Source organism: Actinomadura verrucosospora (genome assembly GCF_039540335.1).
Lineage (GTDB): Bacteria > Actinomycetota > Actinomycetes > Streptosporangiales > Streptosporangiaceae > Spirillospora > Spirillospora verrucosospora.
Genome location: NZ_BAABEV010000002.1, coordinates 121214 through 136633, shown reverse-complemented (window position 1 = coordinate 136633; position 15420 = coordinate 121214). Strand labels below are relative to the sequence as shown.

At 75.9% G+C, this 15420-nt stretch carries 12 protein-coding genes; 7 read left to right on the top strand and 5 right to left on the bottom strand.

Annotation, left to right across the window (positions count from 1 at the left end; all coding sequences use genetic code 11):
- Positions 1–39 precede the first annotated feature (39 nt).
- Positions 40–1179 carry a site-2 protease family protein gene (locus ABD944_RS03010; protein ID WP_345172098.1) on the top strand — a complete coding sequence of 380 codons (1140 nt, stop codon included), beginning with the start codon at positions 40–42 and terminating at the stop codon, positions 1177–1179.
- A gap of 110 nt (positions 1180–1289) precedes the next feature.
- On the opposite strand, the gene ABD944_RS03005 is transcribed toward ABD944_RS03010, so the two are convergent.
- On the bottom strand, positions 1290–2138 hold the full coding sequence (locus ABD944_RS03005; RefSeq protein ID WP_345172095.1) for a universal stress protein: 849 nt from the start codon (positions 2136–2138) through the stop codon (positions 1290–1292).
- Between the two features lie 229 nt (positions 2139–2367).
- Here ABD944_RS03005 and ABD944_RS03000 point away from each other — a divergent pair, with 229 nt between their 5' ends.
- From ABD944_RS03000 to ABD944_RS02985, 4 genes are all read left to right on the top strand, one after another.
- On the top strand, positions 2368–4683 hold the full coding sequence (locus ABD944_RS03000; protein ID WP_345172093.1) for a heavy metal translocating P-type ATPase: 2316 nt from the start codon (positions 2368–2370) through the stop codon (positions 4681–4683).
- Positions 4684–4798: 115 nt separating this feature from the next.
- Positions 4799–5389, top strand: a complete 591-nt coding sequence (locus ABD944_RS02995; protein ID WP_345172091.1) for a flavodoxin domain-containing protein — start codon at positions 4799–4801, stop codon at positions 5387–5389.
- A 129-nt stretch (positions 5390–5518) separates the two neighbouring features.
- Positions 5519–5881 carry an STAS domain-containing protein gene (locus ABD944_RS02990; RefSeq protein WP_345172088.1) on the top strand — a complete coding sequence of 121 codons (363 nt, stop codon included), beginning with the start codon at positions 5519–5521 and terminating at the stop codon, positions 5879–5881.
- Positions 5882–6089: 208 nt separating this feature from the next.
- A complete protein-coding gene (locus ABD944_RS02985; protein WP_345172086.1) occupies positions 6090–7541 on the top strand; it encodes an MFS transporter in 1452 nt (483 codons plus the stop codon).
- Positions 7542–7616: 75 nt separating this feature from the next.
- On the opposite strand, the gene ABD944_RS02980 is transcribed toward ABD944_RS02985, so the two are convergent.
- From ABD944_RS02980 to ABD944_RS02970, 3 genes are all read right to left on the bottom strand, one after another.
- A complete protein-coding gene (locus tag ABD944_RS02980; protein ID WP_345172084.1) occupies positions 7617–8483 on the bottom strand; it encodes a universal stress protein in 867 nt (288 codons plus the stop codon).
- 121 nt (positions 8484–8604) lie between these two features.
- Positions 8605–9381, bottom strand: a complete 777-nt coding sequence (locus tag ABD944_RS02975) for a universal stress protein (protein ID WP_345172082.1) — start codon at positions 9379–9381, stop codon at positions 8605–8607.
- Between the two features lie 278 nt (positions 9382–9659).
- Positions 9660–10382, bottom strand: coding sequence for a hypothetical protein (locus ABD944_RS02970; protein ID WP_345172080.1), 723 nt, complete (start codon positions 10380–10382; stop codon positions 9660–9662).
- Positions 10383–10660: 278 nt separating this feature from the next.
- Between ABD944_RS02970 and ABD944_RS02965 the strand changes: the two genes are divergently transcribed.
- On the top strand, positions 10661–11242 hold the full coding sequence (locus ABD944_RS02965; protein WP_345172078.1) for an Rv1733c family protein: 582 nt from the start codon (positions 10661–10663) through the stop codon (positions 11240–11242).
- A 31-nt stretch (positions 11243–11273) separates the two neighbouring features.
- Entirely contained in the window at positions 11274–12644 is a 1371-nt protein-coding gene (locus ABD944_RS02960; protein WP_345172076.1) for a wax ester/triacylglycerol synthase family O-acyltransferase, read from the top strand.
- A 75-nt stretch (positions 12645–12719) separates the two neighbouring features.
- Here the strand turns inward: ABD944_RS02960 and ABD944_RS02955 are convergent, their stop codons facing one another.
- Entirely contained in the window at positions 12720–15362 is a 2643-nt protein-coding gene (locus ABD944_RS02955) for a bifunctional acetate--CoA ligase family protein/GNAT family N-acetyltransferase (protein ID WP_345172074.1), read from the bottom strand.
- Between the last annotated feature and the right edge of the window lie 58 nt (positions 15363–15420).

Here is a 15420-nt window from a genome sequence, read left to right as displayed (position 1 = left end):
GCCCCGCGCGAGCCTGGTGGCATCGGTAGGAGGCTCGCGATGAAGCAGACGTTCAGATTCGGCACCTTCCGCGGGATCCCGGTCGGGATGCACTGGTCGGTTCTGGTGATCATGCTGGTGATCGCCGAGATCCTCGCGCGCTCGGTGCTGCCCACCGCCGACCCGGGCGCGTCCTCCGGCGTGCGCTGGACGGCGGCCGTGGTGGCCGCGGTGCTGTTCATGGGCTCGCTGGCCGCGCACGAGTTCGCGCACGCGCTGGTCGCCCGCCGCCGCGGCGTGCGGGTCGGCTCGATCACGCTGTGGGCGCTCGGCGGCCTCGCGGAACTGGACGGCGAACCCGGCACCGCCCGCGACGATCTCCAGATCGCCGGGGTCGGCCCGCTGACCAGCGCGGTGGCCGGGGCGGCGTTCGCCGGGGCCTGGGCGGCCGGGCACGCGCTCGGCGCCCCCGTCATCGTCACCGCCTCGCTGAGCTGGCTGGCGGCGACCAACCTCCTGATCGCGGTGTTCAACCTGCTCCCCGGCGCGCCGCTGGACGGCGGGCGCATCCTGCGCGCGCTGCTGTGGGGCCGGAGCGGGGACCGGGCCGCCGCGACCCGCAGCGCCCAGCGCGCCGGGATGGTGCTCGGCCAGGTCATGATCGGCGCAGGTCTGCTGACGCTGCTGCTGTGGAGCTGGTTCAACGGGCTGTGGCTGGCCGTGGTCGGCTGGTTCATCGCCGGCTCGGCGCGGGCCGAGGCGCGCTTCACCGACCTGCGCGAGGCCGCGAAGGACCTGCGGGTCGCCGACGTCATGACGCGCGACCCCGACCACGGCTGGGCGTGGCAGCCCGCGGCCGCGTTCGTCCAGGACGTGGCGGTGCGGTCGCACCAGACGGTGTTCCCGGTCGTGAGCGTGGCCGGCGACCCCGTCGGCGCCGTCACGGTGGACCGGCTGTCCCGCGTCCCGGAGCGGGAGGCCGGCGTCACCCTGGGCGATCTGAGCGTGCCGCTCGGCGCCGACCGGATCATCGACCCGGAGCGGCCGGCGGACGTCCTGCTCCAGATGGCCCCCGTGGCGGGCAGCCTCGTCGCGGTCGTCGCCGCCGACCACCACCTGCTCGGGATCGTCACCACCGACGACCTCCAGCGGATGATGCGCCGGACCCGGCTCAGCCGCGGCAGCCCCGCCCCCGCCTGAGCCCCGGGCCCTGACCTTCGCCCGGAAGCGCCTTCGCCCGGAGCCCGGAAGCGCCGGTCCCGCCGGCGGCGGGAGCCGCCGGCGGGAGCCGCCGGCGGGACCGGCCGGGGTCAGTGGGCGGGAACGACGGCGACGGGGCACTGCGCGTGGTGGATGACCCCGTGGCAGGTCGACCCGAGCTGGGGAGCGCTCCAGCGCCGGTCGTGGGCGCCGACCACCAGCAGGCGGGCGCTCCCCGACGCGTTGGCCAGCGCGGTCACCGGATGCTCCAGGACGATCTCGTCGGTGACGTCGACCCCCGGATGCGTGCGCCGCACGGGCTGGTAGGCCGCGGCGACCTCCTTGCGCAGATCGTCCTCGATCTGGTCGGCGTCGACGGCGTAGCCGGCCTCGATCAGCGTCGCGAACGTCTGCCACGCGTGGACGACGCGGAGGCGGGCGCCGTGGAGCGCGGCCGCCTCGAAGGCGTAGTCGAGGACCGGATCCATCTGCCGGGCCAGGTCGATCCCCACCACGACCTCGCCGCGGTCGGCCCCGCCCCCGCGAACGATCACGACCGGCACCGCGGAGTGGCCGGCCAGGCGCAGGCTGGTGGACCCCAGCATCAGGCTGGAGAAGCCGCCCCGGCCGCGGCTGGCCACCACCAGCTCGAACGCCTTCTCCGACTGCGCCCGCAGGGCCTGCCACGCCTCCTCGGCCACCAGCTCTGTGGTGATCTCCAGGTCCGGCCACCGCTCCCGGATCCGCTCGCGCGCGGCCGCCAGGAGCGTGCGCCCCGCGCGGGTCATGCGCTCGGCGGTGTCGGGCGGCGCGAACAGCGGCGTCTTGTAGGGCCAGCTCTCCACGGCGTGGACGATGTGCAGGGGGCGCTCACGCGAGGCGGCTTCGGCGGCGGCCCAGTCGAGGGCGCCCGCCGCCTCGTCGGAACCATCGGTCCCGACGACGATCGGCTCGGACATCGGTTCTCCTCCCGGCTCAGCGGCTGTCGCTTCCTTCGGCGCGACCCCGCGCAGAGCGGCGCGGCCGCTCCTTTCCACGCTCCATCGCAGGTCACGCGCGCCCCTAGGGACTAAGGTCCCCATCTCAGGCACCCCCTCGTCCCGCCGGTGACGAGCCGACCGCCCCTGCGGCCCCCGGTCGCGGCCTGCAAGCGTGGACGGCACGGACTCACACAGGCGGCGAGGTGGGATGTCGGTCACGGGCGCGTTCACGCGCAACGCTCACGAGACGCTCTTCGCGCTGACCGGCGGCGGGCTGGCGGCGGGCGCCGCGCTCCGCTGGTCGGTGGGCTCCGGCGCCGCGGACCTGGCCTGGCTGCTGGCCACGGCGGTCGCGCTCTGCCCCGCCGTGTGGTGGGTCGTGGAGGGGCTCCTGCACCGCAGGTTCGGCAGCGATGTGATCGCCGTCCTGGCGCTGGCCGGGACGATCGCGGTCGGCGAGCCCTTCGCCGGCGCCGTGATCGCCGTGATGCTCACCGGGGGCCGGCTGCTGGAGGAGCTGGCGGGGCGGCGCGCCCGCCGCGACCTCGGGGCGCTGCTGTCGCTCGCGCCCCGGGTGGCGCACCGCCGGACCGGCACCGGCCTCGACACCGTCGACGTCTCCGAGGTGCGGCCGGGCGAGCTGCTGCTGGTCCGCGCCGGGGAGACCGTGCCGGTGGACGGGCTGGTGGAGCGCGGGACGGCGGTGCTGGACGAGTCGACGCTCACCGGGGAGCCGCTGCCGGTGGAGCGCCCCGCGGGGGACGCGGTGCGCGGCGGCACGGTCAACGCCGGGGACCCGTTCGAGCTGCGCGCGACCAACGACGCCCGGTCCAGCACCTACGCCGGGATCGTCCGGCTGGCCGAGGAGGCCGCGGCCGGGAACGCGCCGTTCATCCGGATGGCCGACCGGTACTCGGCCCTCTTCATCCCCGCGACGCTGCTGCTGGCCGGCGCGGCGTGGATCGCCGCCGCCGACCCCGTCCGGGCGGTGGCGGTGCTGGTCGTGGCCACTCCCTGCCCCCTGATCCTCGCGGCGCCCATCGCCTTCGTCTCCGGCCTGTCGAGATGCGCGCGGCGGGGCGTGGTCGTGAAGGGCGGCGGCACGCTGGAGCGGCTCGCGGGGGCGCGGGTGCTGCTGTTCGACAAGACCGGCACCGTCACCACGGGCCGTCCCGCGCTCACCGAGATCATCCCCGCCGATCCGGCCCGCGGCGAGGACCCCCTGTTCCTCGCGGCCTCCCTGGACCAGGTGTCCCCGCACGTGCTGGCCTCGGCGATCGTCCGCGGCGCCCGCGAGCGCGGGATGCTTCTCGCCGCTCCGGAGGACGTCGCCGAGCGCGCCGGGCAGGGGGTGCGGGGAACCGTCGAAGGCCACCGGGTGAGCGTCGGCAAGGCGAGCTGGGCCGGGCGGGCCGACCCGGCGTGGCTGGAGCGGGTCCGCGGCCGGGCCGCCGCGCGCGGCGCGATCACCGTGTTCGTCGGCGTGGACGGCCGGCTCGCGGCCGTCCTGCTGCTGCGCGACCGCGTGCGGCCCGACGCGGCGCGCACGTTCCGGCTGCTGCGCCGGGCGGGGATCGGCCGGGCGGTGATGGTGACCGGCGACCGCGCGGACGTCGCCGGTCCGATCGGCCGGCTGGTGGGGGCCGACGCCGTGCACGCCGGCCTGTCGCCGGCCGGGAAGGTCGAGGTCGCCCGGGACGAGAGCGCCCGCGCGCCGACCGTGATGGTCGGCGACGGAGTCAACGACGCCCCAGCGCTGGCCACCGCGGGCGTCGGCGTCGCGCTCGGCGCCCGCGGCGCCACGGCCTCGTCCGAGGCGGCCGACGTGGTCATCACCGTGGACCGCCTGGAGCGGCTGGCCGAGACGCTCGCGATCGCGCGGCGCACCCGGTCGGTCGCGCGCCAGAGCGTGCTCGCCGGGATGGGGCTCGCGCTGGCCGCGATGGTCGTCGCGGCGCTGGGGTTCCTGACCCCGGCGGCGGGGGCGCTGCTCCAGGAGGGCATCGACGTGGCGGCGATCCTGTCCGCCCTGCGCGTGCTCGGTCCGGGCCGCGACCGGGCGCCGCGCCTGCGCGGCGACGAGGCCGAACTCGTCCGGCGGCTGGACGAGGAGCACCGCGCGCTGTGGCCGCGGATCGAGCGCCTTCCCGCGCTGGCGGGCGCGGCGGCCGGTCCCGCCGGACGGCGTCGGGACGCCGCCCTGGACGCGCTCTCGGAGTTCCTGGCGGACCTGGAGGTCCACGAGCGCAAGGACGAGCGGCTGCTCTACCCGGCGGTCGCGCGCGCCCTCGGCGGTTCCGACCCCACCGGGGCCATGAGCCGCGGGCACGCCGAGATCGCCGAGCTGGCGCGCCGGATCGGCGCGCTGACGGCGGAACTGCGCACCGCGCCGGCGGCGCCGGAGCCCGCGGACGACCTGCGCCGGACCGTGCAGGAGCTCTACGCCGTCCTCCGCCTGCACTTCGCCCAGGAGGAGGAGAACTACTTCGTCCTCGCCGACGTCCACGACCAGGCCGGCCCCTGACCGGCCGATCACCTGCCGCCCTCCCCGTTCGGCCCCGCACACCGGGACGTTCGCCCCTGGGGGCGGGCGCCGCCGGAGACGAGGCTTGAGGCAGACACCGCCGGAGGTGAGGAAATTGACGATCTTGGTGGCGTACGCGAGCGCCAACGGCTCCACGCGGAGCATCGCCGAGCGGATCGGCGCGGTGCTCACCGAGCGCGGGCTCCGGGCGGACGTCCGCCCCATGGCCGAGGTGGAGGACGCCGGAGCCTACGAGGCGTTCGTGCTCGGAAGCGCGATCCACGACCGCGCCTGGCTTCCCGAGGCGCTCGACTTCCTCGCGCGCGAAGGGGACGCCCTCGCCCGCCGGCCGGTGTGGCTCTTCAGCGTCGGGGTGCCGGCCGCCCTGCGCGGACCGTGGCAGCACTTCGGCGCCAAGGAGGAGGGCCTCCTGCGGGACGACCTGCGGACGAGGGTCGACGCCGTCGACCACCGCCTGTTCTCGGGTGTCTTCATCCGCGAGCACACGTCCCTGGTCGGGCATCTGCTCTTCCGGGCGCTGGGATGCCGGTACGGCGACTACCGCGACTGGTCCGGGATCGACACCTGGGCGTCGACGATCACGGCGAGGCCGGCGCTCTCCGGGCGGCTCCGCCCGCGCCCGCGCGCCGGTCACCCCTCACCCGTCGCGGACGGCCGGCCCGCCCGTCCGCTCAGCCCCCGGTGAGGCCGCGGAGCTCGACGGGCAGAGGGCCGGACGGACTTCGGCAGGACGACGCGAGGACCTAGGTCCCTGGCGGCGGGGCCGCCCGGCGAAGGAGTCTTGGGGCATCAGGGAAAGGCCTAGGGGGAAGCCATGGGCACGCAGGAGATCAGCTTCGAAGCGTTCGGGGAGCTCGTCACGTCGATCGACGACGGCGACGGCGACGGAGCGGCGCGCGTGACGGCCCGCGGCGAACTGGACATCGCCTCGTCCGCCGCGTTCGGCATCGAGCTGGCGAGGCTGATCGGCGAACGGGGACCGGACGTCGTGGTGGACGTCTCCGGCCTGACCTTCTGCGACGCGCGGGGCCTCGCGGCGCTCGTCGCCGCCGACGATCTCGCGCGCAGCCGCGGCGGGGCCGTCACCCTGACCGCGCCCCGCCCGCAGATGGCGAAGATCCTGCGGCTCACCGGCCTCGACCGCCGGTTCACGCCGGTCCGCACGGCCGTCCGCTGAAGCGTCCCCGCGCGGGGTCTCCCGACGGGCCAGAGCACCCCGACCCGACCGCGACGGGTACCCGTACCCCGTATTAGCCCTCCTCGACCAGCCGAGAGTGCAGCACCTCACATCACCTGTCTTCTTCCTGAGCTTGTGGTTTCGGAGATACCCCCCTAGGGTAAGCCGGACCCGCAAGGATACCCCCTAGGGGTAATGAGGAGGAGACATGTCCGCTCGTTCCGCACCCCCCGCCACCCGCCGGTGGTGGGCGCTGGCGCTCATCGCGACCGCCCAGTTCATGGTGATCATGGACACCTCGATCATCGGGGTGGCGCTTCCCCGCATCCAGGACGACCTGGGCTTCTCCCAGGAGAACCTGTCCTGGGTGTTCAACGCCTACGTCGTCGCCTTCGGCGGCCTGCTCCTGCTCGGCGGCCGGCTGTCGGACCTGCTCGGGGCCCGCAGGCTGTTCTCGGCGGGCTGGGTCGTCCTGCTCGGCGGCTCCGCGGTGGCCGGGGCCGCCGGCACCGTCGCCGTCGAGCTGACCGGCCGCGCGCTGCAGGGCGTCGGCGCCGCGCTCATCGCGCCCGCCGCGCTCACCCTGCTGATGATGCTGTTCGGCTCCGAACCCCGCGAGCTGACCAAGGCGCTGTCGCTCTACGGCGCCGCGGCTCCCGCCGGGGGCACCGCCGGGGTGTTCCTCGGAGGAGTCATCACCGAGTACGCGGCCTGGCCGTGGGTCTTCTACATCAACATCCCCATCGCCGTGCTGGCGCTGGCCGCCGCGCCGGCGCTGATGCCCGGGGGCGGCGGGAGCGCCCGCGGCTCGGTGGACGTGGTCGGCGCGCTCACCGTGACCGCCGGGCTCGGCGCCGTCGTCTTCGCCGTCGTCCGCGCCCCCGAGGTCGGCTGGGACGCGGCGGCGACCTGGGCCGTGCTGGCCGGCGGGCTCGTCCTGCTCGGCGCGTTCCTGGCCGTCCAGGCGTCCCGCCGCACCCCGCTGATGCCGCTGTCGATCTTCCGGGCGCCGAACCTGGGCGCCGCGAACCTCGCCCAGCTCCTGCTCGGCGGCGCGTGGATCCCGATGTGGTTCTTCCTGAACCTCTACCTGCAGCGGGTCCTCGGCTACAGCGCCTTCCCCGCGGGGGCCGCGCTGGTCCCGATGACGGCACTGATCATGCTCGGGATGATCGTCCTGGCGCCGCGGGCCATCGGGCGCCTCGGTTCCAAGGGCTCCGTCGTCACCGGGCTGCTGGTGCTGGCCGCCGGCATGGGCTGGCTGGCGCTCATCCGCCCGGACGGGAACTACTGGGTGGACGTCCTGCCCGCCTCGCTGGTGGCCGCCCTGGGCATGTCCCTGGCCTTCATCCCCTCCCTGGGCACCGCGCTTTCGGCCGCCCGTCCGGAGGAGGGCGGCCTGGCGTCCGGCATCGTCAACACCAGCTACCAGGTCGGTTCGGCTCTGGGCCTGGCCGCGATGACCGCCATCGCCGCCTCCTTCGGCGCCGACCGGATCGGCGACCTGCCCGCGCTCACCGACGGCTTCTCGGCGGCGTTCGCCGGCGCGGCACTGGTCGCGCTCGCCGGCGCGGCGCTGGCCGCCGTCACCCTGCGCACCCCGCGGCCCGAGGGCGCGCCCGCGCCCGCGCCGGAGCACGAGAAAGCCCCGGGGCGCTGACCGGCACCTCCGCGGGACCGCAGCCGGCGGTCCCGCGGAAGCCCGTCCGGGCGGCGGACCGGCCGCCCGCCCTGCTCAGGCCGCGTGCACGACCGCGACCGGGCAGGGCGCGTGGTGCAGCAGGGCGTGGCTGACCGAGCCGAGCAGCAGGCCGCGGAAGCCTCCGAGGCCCCGCGAGCCGACGACCAGCAGGCGCGCCTCCTCCGCGGCGGCCAGCAGCACCTCGCGCGGCGCCCCGGTCACGATGTCGATCTGGACCTTCACGTCGGGGTGGAGCTCGCGCGACGGGATCATCAGCCGGGCCATCCTGGCCGCGGCGGCGTCCCGCATCCCCGCCTCGTCCACCAGCGGGGGCACCTCCTTCTCCGGCACCGCCTCCCAGGCGACGACCGCGCGCACGTCCCAGCCGTGCGCGGCGGCCTCGGCGAAGCCCAGCGCCAGCGCCTCGCGCGACGCCGGCGACCCGTCCACGCCGACGACGACGTGCCCGTGCACCTGCTCCGGCGGCGGGACGAGGTCGCCCCGGACGATCACGACCGGGCAGGGGGCGTGCGCGGCCACCTGCGCGCCGACGGAACCGAGCACCAGCCCGACGAACCCGCCGAGCCCCCGCGGGCCGAGGACGAGCATGTCCGCGCCGTGCCCGGCCTCGATCAGCCGCGCCGCCGCCTGCCCCCGCGCCAGCACGCCCCGCACGCTCAGCCCCGGCGCCACCTTCCGGACGTGCTCGACCCCGTTGCCGAGGTTCTCCTCCGCCACGGCGCGCAGGTCGACGACCGGCATGGCGATCGGGCCGCCCCCGACGTAGACGTCCCACACGTGGAGCACGGTCAGGGGCAGGCCCCGGATGCGGGCCTCGGCGGCGGCCCACTCCAGGGCCTGCACACCGCCCGTGGAGCCGTCGTAGCCAACGACCACTCCGGTGATCGGCTCGTCGTTCATGTGCGAACTCTCCTTCGGGGGTTCCTGCCGGGTCGAGTCCAGACTCGCCCGCCGTGGCCCCGCGCAGGAGGGGCGACGGTCCGCAGGATCAGGGACCTTCGGCCCTCGTCCGCCACCCGCGTCACCGGGCGAGCGGCACCACGGCGATCGGGCAGACCGCGTTGTACAGCAGCCACTGCGCGACCGAGCCGAACGCGGGATGCGCGGCCCCGACCACCAGGAGGCGCGCCTCCTGCGCGGCCTCCCGCAGCGCTTCGGGCGGAGGGGCGAGCGGGTTCTCGGGGTGCCCGAGCTCCGCCCCCGGCGCCTCCTCCCCCTCGGCGCCCGAGGAGACGGTCTTCACGGGAAGCTGCCGCAGCTCCGCCTCACGCGCGGCGAACGCGAGCGCGCTCCGCGCCGCGGGCGAACCGTCCACCACGGCCACGACCGGCGCCGGGCTTCCGGGGCGGGGCAGCGCGCCCACGCCCCTGACCACGATGACCGGGCATCGCGCGTGCACGGCGACGTGGGCGGCGACCGAGCCGACGGGCACGCGCGCGAGCCGCCCGAGCCCGCGGGACCCGAGCACCAGGAGCTCGGCGCCGGCCGACAGCTCCGTGAGCCGCTCCGCCGCCGACCCCTCCTCCGACACCGGCCTGACCGCGACCCCGGCCGTGCGCTGCCGGGCGCACTCGACGCCGTGGGCCAGCACGTGCTGCGCCGCCTCGTGCAGCGACCGCCGGCCCGCCTCCTCCAGTTCGGGGGCGACCCCCTGGTAGGGCCAGTGCCACGCGTGGCACAGCACCAGCGGAGATCCGCGCAGCTCCGCCTCGTCCAGCGCCCAGTCCAGCGCCTGCATGGCGTACACCGACCCGTCGAATCCGACGACCACCTCGCGCGCACCGCTTCCGTCGGACATCGCGAACCCCCGTCTCCGTCCGGATGGATCCGCAAAAGGCGTTCCCGGCCGGTGGCCGGGAGACGGCGTCCGCGGAACGTGAAGGGGGCGGGAGAAGCCCTCCGCCGCTTAGGCAGCGTTTCGAGATGGACGGTGCGTGGTCTCCCACTTCTCCGTCCCTTTCCGCTCGACTTCTCTCGCCCGGTTTCATTCCATCTCGCCGCCGGCGCCCGGTACAGGGACGAAAGTCCTTCGTTCGCCTCGGGCCTGGGACGGGAGTATGTGCTCCGGCGGGCTGGTCAGCGGAGGAGCCGAAGGTCCCCTCGGCGGGGCCGGGCGGCCTCCGCGTCCTCCAGACCGGCGAACCCGCGCCGGGCGACGCGCCGGCGGAGCTCGCGGAACTGCCTGTGCTGCATGATGAAGTGCGCCGGCTCCCCGAGGAGCCAGGTGAACAGGCGGTCCGGGACCGACGGCACCCCGTGTCCGCGCGTCCGCACGATCAGGCGCGTGCACCCGTCGGGCAGGCGGTGGAGGTGGAAGGCCCAGAGCCCGTCCGCGTACGCCCGCGGCTTCGGTCCGCGCGGGTCGAACGACCTTCCGGACGGCAGCTCGATGTCGCTCCGCAGCACCAGGGTCCTGCCCGGATCGAGGACCTCGACGCGGAAGTAGGTCGTCCCGCCGGGGACCGTGGGCACGCGGTCGCCCGCCGCCAGATCCTGCCATTCCGGAACGATGCGGTCCGTGCTCGGCCGCCCCCTGTTGTCGAGCAGGTCCCAGCTGTACCAGCCGCCCCGCCCGTATCCCATCTGCACCAGCCACGGCCAGACCGCCTCCGGCGGCGCGGGCAGCGACACCGCCATGGTGGACTGGCTCGTCGCGTTCTCGATCAGCTCGTCGCTCGGATACGAGGTCTCCGCCTCCGTGTCGGTGGCCCCCCAGGACAGCAGCGCGGGACGGACCGCGGCCGCGTAGGCGGCTGCCGCGCCGCAGGCGAGCGCGAGACCGCGAACCCTCTTGCTCATGGCGAGTCCTCCCCCAGTCGATGACCGCTCGGGTTCCACGCTGGCGGGCGGCGGTCCGGTCCGGCAGAGGCCTTCGCCACGCCGGCCGGGGACGTTCGTCCCTTCTGACCTGGCGGCGCGCCGTCGCCGGACCGGAGAAAGGGACCTTCGGGCCGCGGCGTCGAGGACATCCGTCCGTGGCGCCCGGCGCGTCCCCGGGAAAGGCTGGAGGTACTTGGAGGGATGAGCCGTTCCGGGCGACTTCCGAGGTCGTTCGGTCATCGACCCGGGGAGCAGGCATGAGGCCGCCGGACGCCGGCACACACGCGGACCGCCTGCGGCGCCGCTGCGGGCTCGACGGCAACGACCTGCGGCGGAGGGTCGATCGGGCGCAGTGGCGCGTCGGGCTCCTTCTGCTCCTGCTCTTCCTGGTCGCCGCACCGATCGCCTGCGCCCACGTGGTCTCGTCCGTCGATGCCGCGGGGGTCCGCGCCGAACGGTACGAGGCCGCGACGCGCCACCGCGTCGACGCGACGGTGGTCGGGGTCACGCAGCTGGAGTCCGGACGCGAGGTCAACGTGGTCTGGACCGGCGCGGACGGCACTCCGCACAACGGCCGGTACACCAGCTGGCGCGCGACCGTGGTCGGCGAGCACCGCGTGCTCTGGACGGGCCCCCGCCACACCCTCGGAGAGATGGGCCCGCGGAAGCACGCGCGGACGATCGGTGACGACGTGTCGGCCGGCGCGGCCGTCCTGGCGGTGACGGGGCTGCCGATGCTCACCGTCTACCTCGCGTTCCGCTGGGGTTGCGACAGGCGCCGGTACCGGCAGTGGGACGAGGAGTGGGCCGACTTCGACCGCCGCTCCCGTTCGGCCTAGGAGACCCGAGACGGCACGCTGGAGGTGCGGGATGCAGCGGATGAACGCGCTGGACGCGGGGATGTTCTTCGCCGACAACGACACCACGCCGCTCCAGATCGGCACGGTGACCGTGTTCGAGGGCCCCGCGCCCGGCCACGCGGAGCTGGTCCGGGAGATCTTCGCCAGGCTCCGGTTCGCTCCCCGCTGCCGGCAGCGCGTCCGGACCGTCCCGCTCCACCTCGCGCACCCGGTCTGGATCGACGACCGCGGCTTCCGGATGGCGGACCACGTCCGGCACGTGGAGGCGCCCGCGCCCGGCGGCCCGGACGAGCTGCGGGAGCTGGCGGGCCGCGTCCTCGGCAGGCGGCTGGACCTCACCCGCTCTCCGTGGGAGGTGTGGCTGGTCGAGGGGCTGGAGCACGGACGCTGGGCCCTGATCTCCAAGGTGCACCACTGCATGGTCGACGGGCTCGCGGGGATCGACCTGCTGAGCGTCCTGCTCGACGCCGGCCCCGGATGGTCGCCCGCCGGTCCCCGGCTGTGGACGCCCGCCCCGGAACCGTCCGCGCGGGCCGTCGTGCGCGGCGCCGTGGCGGACCGGCTGAGGGGGTTCGGCCGGCAGGCCGCCCGGCTCTTCCTCCCGGCCCTGCGCGAGTCGATCGCCGTCGCGGGCGCGGCCCCCGGCTACGCCGCGCGCCTCACCGGCCCCGGCGCGTCCTCGCTCAACGGCCCGACCGCTCCCCTCCGGCGCTGGTCGCGGACCTGCGCGCGCCTGGATGAGGTGAACCGGATCAGGTGCGCCCTCGGCGGATCGGTCAACGACGTGGTGCTCGCCGCGACCGCCTCCGGTTTCCGGTCGCTGCTGGCCGCCCGGGGCGTGCTCACCGCGGAGTCGGCCGTCCGCGCCCTGGTGCCCGTCTCGGTCCGGTCGCCCGACGAGCGCGGGATCCTGACGAACCGGGTGTCGGCGGTGCTGGTCGACCTGCCCTGCGGGGAGCCCGACCCCCTGCGCCGCCTCCGCCTGCTGCGGGAGCAGATGGACGGCGCGAAGAGCGCGGACCAGGCGGCCGGGCTCGACGCCTTCCTGCGGCTCGTCGGCGCCGCCCCCGGGCTGCTCGCCGTGGCGGCCCGCACGGCGCTGCGGCTGCGGCAGCCCCTGGTCCACACGATCGTCACGAACGTGCCCGGCCCCTCGTTCCCGCTGTACGCGATGGGGCGGCGGATGCTGGAGATGGACCCCTACATCCCCATCGCCGCCGGGTCGCGCGTCTCCGTCGGCATCATCTCCTACGACGGCGTCCTGTCGTTCGGGATCACCGGCGACCGCGACGCCCTGCCCGACCTGCCGATCCTGTGCGCGGGCATCCGCGAGGGCGTCGACGAGCTCCTCAAGGAGGCGGCGCGGAAGGTTCCGGCATGACCGCCCGCGCGCGGCGGCGGAACTCGCTGGGGCGGCGCGAGCACGGCGTTCACCAGGAACGTACGCGGCGTCCCGTCATCTCAGGCGGCGCAGGTAGGGGTCCCAGGCGCGCCGGGGAAGGAGCCGGACACGGGCGTCGACGGCCACCGCGCCGTCGGGCCGGACGACGGTGGGATTGAGGTCGAGCTCGGCGATCTCGGGATGCTCGGCCGCCAGCCTGGACAGCCGGAGCAGGAGGTCGCGCAGGGCGGCGAGGTCGCCCGCGGGGCGGGCGGGATGGCCGAGCAGCAGGGCGGACAGGCGCGGCTCGCGGATCAGGTCGTCGGCCTCCCGCTCCGTCAGCGGGGCGAGGCGGGCGGTGCGGTCGGCCAGGGCGTCGGCGTCGACGCCGCCCGCACCGAAGACCACGACGGCTCCGAACACCTCTTCCTGGACGGCGCCGCACAGCACCTCGACGCCCTCGTCCACCATGGCCTGGACGACCACGCCCTCCAGGGCGCCGCCGAACCGTCCGGCGAGGCTCCCGAACGCCTCCCGGACCTCGCGGTCGCCGTCCAGGTCGAGCCGCAGGGCTCCGGCGGCGGTCTTGTGCACGACTCCGGGCACGTGCGCCTTCATCGCCACCGGGACGCCCATCTCGCGGGCCGCCGACGCGGCCTCCTCCTCGGTGCGCGCCCAGCACCAGGGGGCGAGCGGAAGCCCGTAGGACTCCAGCAACCGGAAGGTGCCGACGGGCGGCAGCCAGCCGCCCTCCGGTCTCGCGGACAGGAACCCGTCGATGATGCCCGCCGCCTCGACCGGCATCAGCCCGGTCAGCGCGGGCGGCGCGCCGGGCGGGGCGCCCCGCCGCCGCGCGTAGGAGAAGGCGCGGGCGAACGCGCGGACGGCGTTCTCCGGGTAGGCGTAGCAGGGCACGCCGCGCTCGTTGACCACGACGGTCTCGGGCTGCCCGAGCACGACCGCGGCGAGCGGCTTGCCGCAGCCGCCGAGCGCTCCGCGCAGGTCCGCGAGCGCGGTCGGCGCCACCAGCGCCAGGACGGCGTCGACGGACCCGTCCGCGGCGACCGCGTCCAGGGCGCTCCGGAACAGCTCGGCGGAGACCCCGGCCGTGGTGTCGACCGGGTTGGCGACCGCCGCGCACGCGGGCAGGAGGCCGGAGAGGCGGCGCCGCGTCGCCGGCGTCAGGACGGGGACGGAGAGTCCGGCGTCGGCGCAGGCGTCGGCCGCCAGCACGCCCGCCCCGCCCGCGTTGGACACCACCGCGACGCGCGGCCCGTCCGGGAGCGGCTGGGCGGCCAGCAGCGCGGCGGCGTCCACCAGCTCCCCGAGGTCGTCGGTGGCGACGATGCCCGCCTGCTCGAACAGGGCCCGGCGGGTGATCTCGGGGGTCGCGGCGGCCGCGGTGTGGGAGGCGGCCGCCCGCGTGCCGGGCGCCGACCGCCCGGCGAGGACGGTCAGCAGCGGCATCCGGGCCGCCACCCGCCGGGCCGTCCTGGCGAACTTGCGCGGGTTGCCGAACGACTCCACGTGCAGGACGCCGAGCCGGGTCGTCTCGTCCGACTCCCACCACATGAGCAGGTCGTTGGAGCTGACGTCGTACTTGTCGCCGACCGAGGCGAACGAGGAGATCCCGATCCCCAGCCGGGACAGCTGCTCCAGCAGCGCGATCCCGACGCCGCCCGACTGCACCACCACCCCCGCGCCCCCGGGGACGGGGTGCCGGGCGCCGAACGTCGCGTCGAGGGAGATCTCGGTGTTGGCCGTCCCCAGGCAGTTCGGGCCGACCAGCCGCATGCCGTGCTCCCGGCAGACCGCCAGCAGGTCGCGCCCCTGGCCGGCGGTCAGCCCCGAGCTGACCACCACCAGCGCGCGGACCCCGTACCGCCCGCATTCGGCCGCCGCGCGGACCACCGCGCCGGCGGGCACGGTGACGACGGCCAGGTCGGGCCGCTCCGGCAGGTCGGCGGGCGCCGCCACGCACGGCGCGCCGTGCAGGTCGCCGCCGGCGGCGTGCGGGTTCACCGCGTACACGGCGCCGCCGAAGCCGGCGGAGAGGAGGTTGCGGAGGATCTCGGCGCCGACCGTCCCCGGCCGCCGGGACGCGCCGACGATCGCGACCGTCCGCGGCCGCATCAGCGGCTCCAGGCTGGCGACGTCGGCGCACCGCTCCCGCTCGGCCACCGCGTCCAGGTAGCGCTCGTCGGAGACCAGCGGCAGGGTCAGCTCGACCACGCCTCCCGAGAACCGGCGCCGCGCCGTCAGCCCGGCGTCGGCGAAGACCCGCAGCATCGCGGTGTTCTCGGCCAGCGTGTCGGCGCGGAAGGCCACGATCCCGTGGTCCCGGGCCACGGACGCGAGGTGCTCCAGCAGCAGCGTCCCGACCCCGCGGTGGTGCATCCGGTCGGCCACCGCCATCGCGAACTCGGCCTCTCCGGGCACGCCGGTCGGCTCGTACTCGGCGACGCCGACCAGTCCGCCGCGCAGCCACGCGCCGAGCGCGGCGTGGCCGTCGCCGCCCGTCCGGCAGACCCGGCCCGCGACCTGCTCGGAGACGGCCCGGTTGAGGCCGAAGAACCGCAGGTGGAGACTCTCCTCGCTGAGGCCGCGGTGCAGGTCGCGCACCGCCGCCCGGTCCGCCTCCCCGAGCCGCCGGATCTCGACCTGCGTCCCGTCGGTCAGCAGCGCGAAGACACGCGCGCCGGAAAGGCTCTCCGTCATGCCCCCAGCGTCGGACGGGGCGGCGCGGCCGGTCAGCGTCCCAAGGTCACGGGTCGTC

What these genes read in the sequence shown, in the direction of transcription:
- ABD944_RS03010 (WP_345172098.1), top strand. Translation starts at nt 40, where the DNA reads ATGAAGCAGACGTTCAGATTCGGCACCTTCCGCGGGATCCCGGTCGGG.
- ABD944_RS03005 (WP_345172095.1), bottom strand. Translation starts at nt 2,138, where the DNA reads ATGTCCGAGCCGATCGTCGTCGGGACCGATGGTTCCGACGAGGCGGCG.
- ABD944_RS03000 (WP_345172093.1), top strand. Translation starts at nt 2,368, where the DNA reads ATGTCGGTCACGGGCGCGTTCACGCGCAACGCTCACGAGACGCTCTTC.
- ABD944_RS02990 (WP_345172088.1), top strand. Translation starts at nt 5,519, where the DNA reads ATGGGCACGCAGGAGATCAGCTTCGAAGCGTTCGGGGAGCTCGTCACG.
- ABD944_RS02985 (WP_345172086.1), top strand. Translation starts at nt 6,090, where the DNA reads ATGTCCGCTCGTTCCGCACCCCCCGCCACCCGCCGGTGGTGGGCGCTG.
- ABD944_RS02980 (WP_345172084.1), bottom strand. Translation starts at nt 8,483, where the DNA reads ATGAACGACGAGCCGATCACCGGAGTGGTCGTTGGCTACGACGGCTCC.
- ABD944_RS02975 (WP_345172082.1), bottom strand. Translation starts at nt 9,381, where the DNA reads ATGTCCGACGGAAGCGGTGCGCGCGAGGTGGTCGTCGGATTCGACGGG.
- ABD944_RS02970 (WP_345172080.1), bottom strand. Translation starts at nt 10,382, where the DNA reads ATGAGCAAGAGGGTTCGCGGTCTCGCGCTCGCCTGCGGCGCGGCAGCC.
- ABD944_RS02965 (WP_345172078.1), top strand. Translation starts at nt 10,661, where the DNA reads ATGAGGCCGCCGGACGCCGGCACACACGCGGACCGCCTGCGGCGCCGC.
- ABD944_RS02960 (WP_345172076.1), top strand. Translation starts at nt 11,274, where the DNA reads ATGCAGCGGATGAACGCGCTGGACGCGGGGATGTTCTTCGCCGACAAC.
- ABD944_RS02955 (WP_345172074.1), bottom strand. Translation starts at nt 15,362, where the DNA reads ATGACGGAGAGCCTTTCCGGCGCGCGTGTCTTCGCGCTGCTGACCGAC.